This is a genomic window from Candidatus Nebulibacter yamunensis, assembly GCF_024208055.1.
Lineage (GTDB): Bacteria > Pseudomonadota > Gammaproteobacteria > Francisellales > Francisellaceae > Caedibacter > Caedibacter lacustris.
The window spans coordinates 1-1,348 of record NZ_JAMBMW010000052.1 but is presented as its reverse complement, the minus strand read 5'-3'; the positions used below and the strand labels follow the sequence as shown (position 1 = coordinate 1,348).

Genomic DNA, 1,348 nt, shown 5'->3' with positions numbered 1-1,348 from the left:
CAACATGGCCGTGATGACGTTTTTTGTCCTCTCGGGCTTTGTCATCGCGGAGGCCAACGAGTTGTTTTACAACCGCCGCACCGGTGCGTTCCTCATCAACCGGCTGCTCCGCATTTTTCCGCCCTATTTTGTCGCGCTGGCCTTTTCCGTCCTCCTTCATTTGGGCGTTTCGCTGATCAGGCCCCTGGAGTTTTACGACATCATTCCACACCCGGAGCTGATGTTCTCCTGGCAGAACATTGTCAGGAATATTTTTGCCCTTTGTTACGTCTATAGTGCCACGTGGTTCGGTCTGGATGCGCCCTATGCCTTTGTGCGGTACTACTGGGCGGTGGCTGTTGAGTTGCACCTGTATTACGGTGCGGCCTTTATTTATTTTGTCCGCTCGCTGGTCGAGCGGTTCGTGAGTGCCGGCAATATCCTGCTCAGGCTCTACATGCCGTGGTGTTTTCTGGTCTTTGTTGCGGGTTTCTGTCTCGCCCATTTCCGCCAGAATGCGGTGTATTGGTATTTTCTGTTCGGTTCGTATTTTGCCCTGGGCATGGCGGTCTATTACTGGCGCCGTCCGGGGGGAAATAAGTTACTCTGTGCCATTGCCATTGTGGTGAGCTGGGCCTTTGCCAACCTGCACTTCTTCTCCTACCAGATTCGAAATCCGGCCAGCCCAGCCCTGGCCTGTGTGATCATTTTTAACGTCCTGTTGGTGGCGTTTTTCCTGCTTTCGGGAATGACGGCTTCCGGAAAATGGCGGATCTTCGACCGCAAGGCGGGTGATCTTTCCTACCCGGTCTATCTTAATCATTATGCGGTCTCGATTGTCTTCCTCAGTCTCTTCGAACAGCACCGCGACCCGGTGTTTGTTTTTGCGGGTGGGGTGCTGGCCTGTCTTGCCATTTCCCGTCTGGCCAATGCCATCACCGACCCGCTGACCAAATCCCTCCGCAATCGCCTGCGCGGCACGGTGCTCGGCTGAATGAAGGCTTTGAACTCTCCTTCCATCGCCCTGGTAACTCCCTCTTTTAATCAGGGGGGATTCCTGCGGGCCGCAATCGAATCCGTGCTTAACCAAAAGGTTCCCGGCCTTTCTTACGCGGTGGTGGACGGAGGGTCGTCCGACGACTCGCCGCAGATCGTGGAGGAGTTTTCCGGACGTCTGTCCTGGGCGGTTTCCGAAAAGGACGCCGGACAGTATGACGCGATCAACAAGGGTTTTCAGCGGGTCGAAGGAGAGGTGATGGGCTGGCTGAACTCCGACGACATGCATTGTCCATGGGCTTTGTCCGTGGTGGCCGACATCTTTGCTCATAACCCTGAGGTGTCCTGGCTCACCACCCGGTTCCCGCTGCGC

At 55.8% G+C, this 1,348-nt stretch carries 2 protein-coding genes; both read left to right on the top strand.

Annotated features, from left to right (window positions below; all coding sequences use genetic code 11):
- Positions 1-973, top strand: a 973-nt coding sequence (locus tag M1V25_RS10215; RefSeq protein ID WP_498843215.1) for an acyltransferase family protein, incomplete at its 5' end; no start/stop codon positions are given.
- The coding region (locus tag M1V25_RS10210) for a glycosyltransferase (RefSeq protein ID WP_498843214.1) at positions 974-1,348 on the top strand (375 nt) is incomplete at its 3' end.